Raw genomic sequence first — 8,350 nt, 5'->3', positions numbered from 1 at the left:
CTTGGCCTTGATCCACTCGGGCTTGCGTTCAACCGGGACAGCCGAGTTACGCTGCTCAACACGCAGCAACTTACGGCCTTCAGGTGCCAGGGTCACTGGAGTGCTCCTTCTGGGGTGGAAACGAGTGCTTCTTCATGCTTGCGGAACTCTTCCACGAAGCGGTCAACGATGTCTGCCGGGTTGATGGTCCGGCCAGTCTCCAGCGACATGGTGGTGACGCTGGCGTCAGTGATTCCGCACGCGATGATCTGCGCATACGGCGCGAGGTCGTTGCTGCAGTTGATGGCAACACCATGCATGGTGACACCGTCAAGGACGCGGATGCCGATCGCGGCAATCTTGCGGTCCGGTCCCTTGTCATCGGCGAGGATCCATACGCCTGCCCGGCCCTTCACCGTGACTGCCGGGATTCCGTAGTCCGTCATGACGGCGATCATGGTGGCTTCGAGCCGCTCGACATAGTCCCGGATTCCCGCGCGGTTCTTGAGCTTGAGGATCGGATAGGCGATGAGTTGTCCCGGGCCGTGCCAGGTTAACTTCCCACCACGATCCACGGGGACCACGGGGGTGCCATCAAAGGGGCGTTCGTGGTCCTCGGTGAGCTTGCCTGCCGTGTAGACGGCGGAGTGCTCAAGGAGCAGGACGGTGCTGTTTTTCTCGCCGGCAACAACTTTGTTGTGGATCTCGCGCTGTAGGTCCCAGCCCTGCACGTAATCAACGAAATCCGGGGCAAGACCCAGTTGTGAAAACTCAAGAGTCATGGGTTCAAGCTTAGACCCAGCAGGTCACTCACCATGATTTTGTGGTGAACCTCTCAGTCGCATCCGTCGGCGTAGCTTTCTGGCCCGCACCTGAGCCTGCCTGTGGATAACTTCTGCGGGAAATCCGATCATCCGGTAGACCTTGGATATGGAAACTACGGATGCTCCTGCCCCCTTGGCCCCGCACATTCCGGGGTACACGCCATTGCGCCCACTGGGTAGTGGTGGTTCGTCGACAGTCTGGCTTGCCAGCAGGGACAAGGACGGTGCCCGCTTCGCCATCAAGTGCCTCACGGGCGGGCCCGGCGAGGATTCCCGTGGCCCGGCGGGACCAGATTCCGAACGTGGCTTCCGTGAGGGGCGGATCCTGTCAGGGCTCCAGCATGAGCACCTCATACGACTTCACGACGTCGTGAAGCTGCCTGGCGTGGGTGCGGGCAGCGTTGGGCTCGTCATGGACTTTGCCGCAGGAGGTTCCCTTGCAAATCTGGTGGGCGGCCGGCGCAAGCTTGGAGTCGGTGAAGCGGTGACGATTTTGACCCCTGTTGCCCAGGTCTTGGCTTACCTGCATGCCCAGGGAACGGCCCACGGGGATATTTCCCCAGGCAACGTACTGTTTACGGCACAGGGGAAGCCCCTGGTGACAGACCTTGGTGTGGCCGGCGTTGTGGGTGAGGAGAATCAAAGCCTCGACGTCGGCACTGACGGCTTCGTTGATACTTCTGTTGCCGCCCGGGGCGGGCCCGGTGATGGAGCCAGAGAAGCCCTTCAGCCGGAACGGGATGTCTATTCGCTGGCGGCGCTTGGCTGGTATTGCTTGACGGGCATGGCCCCGGAAATCGCCAAGCACCGCCCGCCACTGCCTCTCTTGGTCCCTGATGTCCCCAAAGGGCTCGCCGCTGCCCTTGAGGCGGGACTGGATCCTGATCCCCGGAGGCGTCCCACCGCCCGGGAGCTGGGAACAGCTATCTATCGCAGCGCCGCCGCACAGCCCGTGGATCTGGCTGGGTCCGTCCATTCCTCCGTGATTCCGGAGCTGCTCACGCGCCGGCAGGCCGGTGGACGACCTCAGCGGAGAAATCCACTGGGCAGGAGCCCACTGACCGGGGCTGTGTTGCGGCTTCGGCCCTTGCGGACAGCAATGACTCCGCCTCCCGAACGTCGAACGCGAAAGAGGCAACCGCAGCGGAGAACTCAGCTGCAGCCGGGGCCACGTATAGGCATTCGGGTCGGCTTGCTGGTGGCTGCGGGAGTGTCGGTTGGTGCGGTTGGGTGGGCCTTCTGGCTGGGAATCCAGGAGCCCGCGTCGGGTTCGACGTCCGCGGTAAATACAGGGACAACGACCCAAGCGGCCGAAGCCACCCAGCCCATTCCGGACGCGCGTTTGGATGCGCTCCGCTCTGAGGATCCGACCATCGCCGTGCACGCGTTATCGGCGGTTCGCGACATGGCGCTGGGGCTGGATCGTCTTGAATTGCTTGCAAGCGTCAACGCAGCAGGATCACCTGCCCAAGCTGCAGATGAGACGTTGGGGCAGCAATTAAGGGCTGACGGTATCCACTTTGCCGGACTCACCACCAGCTTGAGCAATGTATCGGTGCTGGGTCCACACGAGGTTGGTCGCGCCGTCGTTGCCCTGACCGCAACGACCTCTGGCTACGAGGAGCGCGACCGGTCGGATCGTTTGGTGAAGTCCCAGCCCGCCGGGGAGCCCCAGCAATTGCGCCTCGTCCTTGTCAGATTGGCAGGGCAGTGGAGCATCTTGGAGATTCTCGGTCCCGGTTAGCCGTACTGTTCATGGGACGTTCGTTGACATGGGGTGGGGGTTTGAGGTGCGGACCGGTTCAGCTGGAGGGCTTACTCGTCAGCCACTCCATGGCTTCATCGAGCCCAGGGTGTTGCCAGTGAAAACCAGCGGCGGCAAGCTTTGCTGGCTCCATTCTTTGGTTCGCCAGGACGAGTTCGTCAGCAAGCTGGCCAAGGACAAGCCGGAGGGCGGGCCGGGGGATGCGTACGAAGGCTGGGCGGTGGAACGCTTTCGCGAGCCGCCCGACGATGGTGTTGACGTCTGCGCTTTCCGGGGCGCATACATTGACCGCACCTTCCAGATCGGACTTGAGGAGGAAGGCAAGGGCGGCGGCTTCGTCGGCAAGGGTGATCCACGGCCAGAATTGTCGCCCGTTTCCGAAGGGCCCGCCAAGCCCAATCCTGAGCAGCGGAAGCAACGGTCCGAGCGCACCGCCGGAAGTACTCAGCACCACTCCGGTCCGGGGTGTCACTACCCTCACGCTGGATGGAGCGGTTCTGGCAGTTTGCTCCCACTCGACGCATAGCGAGCCCAGCACACCCGCACCCGGGCCAGAGTCCTCGCGGAGCGGGCCTTGCCGGGAGGCGCCGTAGTAGCCCGACGCTGACTGGCTGACGAAGGACAACGAAGGCTGGCCGAGGCGGCGCATGGCCGCAGTGAGTGTCCGGGTGGCCTGAAGGCGCGAGTCACGAATGACAGCAATTCTGCGCCTGGTCCAAGGCCGGTCGCCTATGCCGGCGCCGGACAAGTTGACCACAGCGTCCGCGCCGTCCAGGACGGTCTCGTCCAAGACTCCCTTGGCTGGATCCCATGTCCTTTCGTCGTGAGTCTTTGCAGGCCGCCGCACCAGGCGGATGACATCGTCACCTGCACTTTTCAAGTGCTCGGACACTGCCGTCCCGATCATCCCTGAGGCTCCGGACATTACGATTCGCATGACTCATCTCATCACGACCCAAGCATGAGGCAGAAACAGCGTGCGAAGCGCGGGGCGGGTTCCTCTTGACACCGTGCCTCTTGACTATGATCGAACAATGACCTCCTCCAGCTACCTCCGTTTCCCGCATGTGCATGGCGAATTGGTCACGTTCGTGGCCGAAGACGACATCTGGATCGCCCCCGCCTCAGGTGGCCGGGCCTGGCGTGTTTCGTCCCAGCAAATGCCCGCGAGGAACCCACGCTTCACTCCCGATGGCAAGCGGCTCGTCTGGACTGCAGTTGTTGGTACGTCACCGGAGGTTGTCACCGCGGACGTCGATGGTGGTGGGTACAAGCAACTGAGCTACTTTGGACACGCCACAACCCGGGTCAAGGGTTTCACGCCTGCTGGGAACGTCCTGGTGACCAGCGCGTTCCAGCAGTCCGAGAGCCGCCACACGTACGCCTATAGCCTCCCCCTGGAGGGAGGCGCCGCCGTCGAACTTCCTTTCGGACCGGTGGAGGGCGTTGCCTTCGGACCTGAAATCGGTGACGAGAAGCCCGTTGTCCTGGCGAGCGTCCTTTCCCGGGAGCCGGCTTGGTGGAAGCGTTACCGGGGTGGCACGGCCGGCAAGTTGTGGATCGATGCCGACGGCAATGGTGAGTTCGAGCGCTTGATCCCCGAAATTGAGGGCAACCTGACTGACCCGCTGTGGATCCAGGGGCGCATCGCCTTCCTTTCGGACCACGAAGGCTACGGAAACCTCTACTCCGTTCTTCCTGATGGGTCAGGACTGCGCCGCCACACGGACCATGAGGATTTCTATGTTCGGCACGCCAGCACGGATGGCCAGCGGGTTATCTTCGAATCTGCCGGTGAACTTTGGATCCTGCCCTCGCTCGATGCCGATGCTGAAGCTGTGAAGCTGGAGATCACGCTCGGTTCTGCGTCACCGGCGCGGCGTCCCGCCCCGCTGAAAGCATCTGCGTATTTGGGCGACGTATTTCCGAACGTTGCAGGAACAGCCAGCGCCGTGGAGTCACATGGCACTATCCACTGGCTCCGCCATAAGGACGGGCCATCGCGGGTGGTCGAGGCGACGCCGGGTGTCCGGGCCCGCCTTCCGCGTCCGTTGACGGATGGTCGGATCGCCTATGTGGCTGACCACGGGGGAGTGGAGGCTTTGTACGTCAAGCGCATCGCTGCACGCTTATCCGGAGTTGTTGAGGTGCCGAAGGCCGCGGAACCCGCTGTTGTTTCCGGTGAAGCCGACGGTCTGCCCAAGCCGGTCTCTGCATCCAACGTGCTGGGGCATGGTTCCTCCGCCAACCAGCCAGCCAACCAATCGGGGAATATGGGCCAGGCGGCGGAACCCTCCGATGAAGCCGCCCATGCGGACCCCTCACCAGACACTGTGGGGGGAACGGCGGTACCTGTCGCACCCGCAGGAGATGATCAAGCGGACGACCTCCGCGTGGATTTCCCTGCACCTACAAGGACGAGCGCACTGGAGGCCAGCCCCGATGGTCGTTGGCTGGCCATCGGCACGGCTTTCGGCGACGTTTTCGTGGCCGACACTGTCTCCGGGGAATTGACTCGTTTGGTCAGTATTGGCGAAGGCAGCGTGGATCAATTGTCGTGGTCCGCTGATTCGCAGTGGCTTGCCTGGTCTGAGCCAGTGACGTCCTTCGGTTCCCGCAGCAAACTTCGCCTGGCAAGGCCCTCGGCATCCGACGCCGACATCATCGATGCCACCGACGGACGCTTCTGCGATGAATCACCCCGGTTCACCCCCGACGGGAAGTTCCTGGCGTTCCTGTCCAACAGGAGCTTCGACCCCGTCTATGACGGCCATTCGTTCGACCTCTCCTTCCCGAGCCCCATCAAGCCGTACATGCTGGCCCTGGCCGCTGATACGCCGTCTCCTTTCGGGCCGTCCGTGGACACCCTTGAGGACGCGCCGGCCACGACAGCAAAGCACGACGACGGCGACGCGCCAGTTGTGCGAGTGGACGCCGAAGGCCTTGCACACCGTGTCATTACGGTTCCCGTGCCACAGGGAAACTACTCCGGTCTCGCTGCCGGTGACGGGGCGTTGCTGTGGCTTGATACAGAGCTATCCGGTGTCACCGGCGAAGGAAAGGGCACAGTTCAGGACAAGAAGACAGCCCCCTCCCTGGTGCGCTTTGACCTTGCCAAGCGCAAGGAAACCACCCTCGTCGCTGCTGTGGACAGCTACCGGTTGTCTGGCGATCGCAAGAGGGTTGTTTACGTCCTTGATAAGCAGATCATGTCAGTCCCGTCAGAAAGCAAAGTGGACGAGGAATCCGGGGAACTGGTCAAAGTGGACCTGACCAGGATCCGCGTGATCCTGGACCCCGTGGCTGCCTGGGGCCAGGCCTTTGATGAAGCGTGGCGTTTGCAGAGGGACTTCTTCTGGGCTCCAGACATGGCTGGCCAGGACTGGGATTCCGTCTACAAACGCTACCGTCCCATCGTGGACCGCCTGGGGTCACATGAGGACCTCGTGGACCTGTTGTGGGAGATCCACGGAGAACTGGGAACCTCGCATGCGTATGTGCGGCCCGCCGCTGTGACTGAACCTGGTCGTAATGGCCAAGGCAGGCTTGGCGCGGAGTTTCAGCTCGGCAGCAAAGGCTGGGAGATAACCAGAATCCTGGCTGGAGAGTCTTCCGATCCCCTCGCAACCTCGCCCTTAACGCGTCCCGGCGCGGATGCGAAGGTGGGTGACGTCCTCCTGGCGATTGACGGCGTCGAGCTTTCCGCTGCGCTGACGCCTGCCATGCAATTGGTGGGTGCAGCGGGGCGAACCGTTGAATTGACACTCTTGAATGGACCAGGACATGGCGGAGCTGCGGGTGCCCAGCGCCGCGTTGCCGTTGTCCCCATCCGGGACGAGGAGCGGTTGCGCTACCAGGACTGGGTCCGGGCCAACCGGCGTACGGTGCGTGAGGCATCCGGCGACAAGTTCGGCTACCTGCACATCCCGGACATGATGGCCAATGGTTGGGCACAGTTGCATCGTGACCTCGATACAGAAACCGCCCTGGACGGGTTGATCGTAGACGTACGGCGTAACCGTGGGGGCCACACCTCACAGCTCGTGGCCGAGCTCATTGGCCGGAAGGTCACTGGGTGGAGTATGCCTCGTGGCGAGAAGCCGCGGACTTACCCCCACCATGCTCCCCGTGGTCCAGTGATTATCCTGGCAGACGAATTTGCCGGATCAGATGGCGACATCATCACCCAAGTGTCCAAACTGAGGGGCATTGGCCCTGTCATCGGGGTACGGACATGGGGCGGCGTGGTGGGCATTGACAACCGCTTTGCGCTGGCCGACGGTACCGGGGTGACGCAGCCCCGCTACGCCACGTGGTTTGGCGGTGGGATCGGCTGGGATGTTGAAAACCGTGGGGTGGAGCCGGACATCGAAGTGCTCTTCCCGCCGCACGCCTATGCAGCAGGCAGCGATCCGCAACTCGAGTATGGCATTGGTGCCCTCAAGGAGATGATCCAGGAGCTACCTACTGACCGCCCGCCGTTGCGTGAAGGCTACCGCCAGGTGCGGCCAGCGCCGTTGCCCGCCCGTCCGCACGAGGACTAGCAGCGCTACGACATCCGCTTCGCTCTGTTGTAAGCAGACAATCAGCAAGGCCCCGCGGCTTTCCCTGAAGGGGAGGCCGCGGGGCCTTTGCTGATTGTCGCGTGAAGTTGTGGCCGACGCTATGAGGCGAGAGTCGCGTCCAGCGTGATGTCAATGCTGGCCAGCGCGCCGGAAACGGGGCAACCGGTCTTTGCTTCTTCGGAGATGCGACGGAAGTCCTCTTCGGAGATGCCCGGGATCCTGGCGCTCATCGTCAGGTGGCTGCCGGTGATTCCGGTGCCCGGGACGAAGGTTACGTCGGCTTTGGTCTGGATTTCCTCAGCGGTAAATCCTGCCTGCGCAAGGGTGTTGCTGAAAGCCATGGAGAAACATGCAGAGTGGGCTGCCGCGATCAGTTCCTCCGGGCTGGTCTTGCCACCGGACTGTTCGGTGCGTGCCTTCCAGGTGACATCGAACGTGCCCAGGCCTGAGCTATCCAGCGTCGTGTTTCCGGCGCCCTCGATCAGGTTGCCGTTCCAAACCGTGTGTGCGGTGCGTGTTGCTGCCATGTCCACTCCTTGGGGTCGTTTGTGTGTAGGCAACCAGCCATCGCCGGATGCCACCGGGATCAATCCTATGGACTTGCCGGCTGCGCTGCACTGTCATTCCGCTGTCAGTGGATTGTGACCCTTGGCCGGCCTTGGACAAAGCAGCCGACCCGCCCGGCGAGGGCGGATCGGCTACTTCGCCTGTGCGTTCAGTTCCAGATCGTTGCGATGGCGATGTTCACCAGAGCGAGTCCGCCAACGCCGTGAGCCAAGCCGGTGGAGACGGGTTCGCCGTTCTTGACCTTGCGGGAGCCGATCACGGCCAGAACGGCAACAGCCACACCGATGGCGAACTTGATGCCGAGCTTGAAGTAGTTGGGATCGGCATCCGGCATCAGTGGCAGGAGGCCCATCATGGCAATGCCCGTGAGCAGCTGCAGGAATGCGCCGTCCCGTTGGCGGGGGTGGACGGTGGGCGTCTTGATGGTGGCGATCCAGTAGCCCACAATCATGGCTGCGCCGACGATGTGCAAGAACACCAGGATGCTGAAGAGAATACTCATGGGCCCAGCTTATCCAGTTGTTTCTACGTCCCGTAGCAAAGCCACGCTTAGGTAGGCAAACAGCGCGGCGGACAAAACGGTGTGGGGACAACGAAGCGGGGCAGGCTACCGGGTTTCCCCGGAGCCTGCCCCGCCTGGTTGACCAGAG

Annotated in this window: 6 protein-coding genes; 2 read left to right on the top strand and 4 right to left on the bottom strand. The window is 62.6% G+C overall.

What is annotated here, in order from left to right; translation table 11 throughout:
- Positions 1-92 precede the first annotated feature (92 nt).
- The gene (gene lipB / locus ABIE18_RS19820; protein ID WP_224089582.1) at positions 93-761 is read right to left on the bottom strand and encodes a lipoyl(octanoyl) transferase LipB; all 669 of its coding nucleotides are present in this window, start codon (positions 759-761) and stop codon (positions 93-95) included.
- A gap of 148 nt (positions 762-909) precedes the next feature.
- Between lipB and ABIE18_RS19815 the strand changes: the two genes are divergently transcribed.
- A complete protein-coding gene (locus tag ABIE18_RS19815; protein WP_499724266.1) occupies positions 910-2,547 on the top strand; it encodes a serine/threonine-protein kinase in 1,638 nt (545 codons plus the stop codon).
- Positions 2,548-2,605: 58 nt separating this feature from the next.
- Here ABIE18_RS19815 and ABIE18_RS19810 read toward each other — a convergent pair whose 3' ends face one another.
- Positions 2,606-3,505: a TIGR01777 family oxidoreductase gene (locus ABIE18_RS19810; protein ID WP_499724265.1), complete on the bottom strand. Its 900-nt coding sequence runs from the start codon at positions 3,503-3,505 to the stop codon at positions 2,606-2,608.
- A 97-nt stretch (positions 3,506-3,602) separates the two neighbouring features.
- On the opposite strand from ABIE18_RS19810, the gene ABIE18_RS19805 reads away from it, so the two are divergent.
- On the top strand, positions 3,603-7,112 hold the full coding sequence (locus ABIE18_RS19805) for a S41 family peptidase (RefSeq protein ID WP_499724264.1): 3,510 nt from the start codon (positions 3,603-3,605) through the stop codon (positions 7,110-7,112).
- Between the two features lie 119 nt (positions 7,113-7,231).
- On the opposite strand, the gene ABIE18_RS19800 is transcribed toward ABIE18_RS19805, so the two are convergent.
- Both ABIE18_RS19800 and ABIE18_RS19795 read right to left on the bottom strand, forming a co-directional pair.
- On the bottom strand, positions 7,232-7,660 hold the full coding sequence (locus tag ABIE18_RS19800; protein WP_499724263.1) for an OsmC family protein: 429 nt from the start codon (positions 7,658-7,660) through the stop codon (positions 7,232-7,234).
- Positions 7,661-7,848: 188 nt separating this feature from the next.
- Positions 7,849-8,202, bottom strand: a complete 354-nt coding sequence (locus tag ABIE18_RS19795) for a hypothetical protein (RefSeq protein ID WP_499724262.1) — start codon at positions 8,200-8,202, stop codon at positions 7,849-7,851.
- Positions 8,203-8,350 lie beyond the last annotated feature (148 nt).

Source organism: Arthrobacter sp. 2762, assembly GCF_040548745.1.
Lineage (GTDB): Bacteria > Actinomycetota > Actinomycetes > Actinomycetales > Micrococcaceae > Arthrobacter.
Note: the sequence above shows the minus strand (reverse complement) of the source record. Positions and strands in the feature narration are given on the sequence as shown.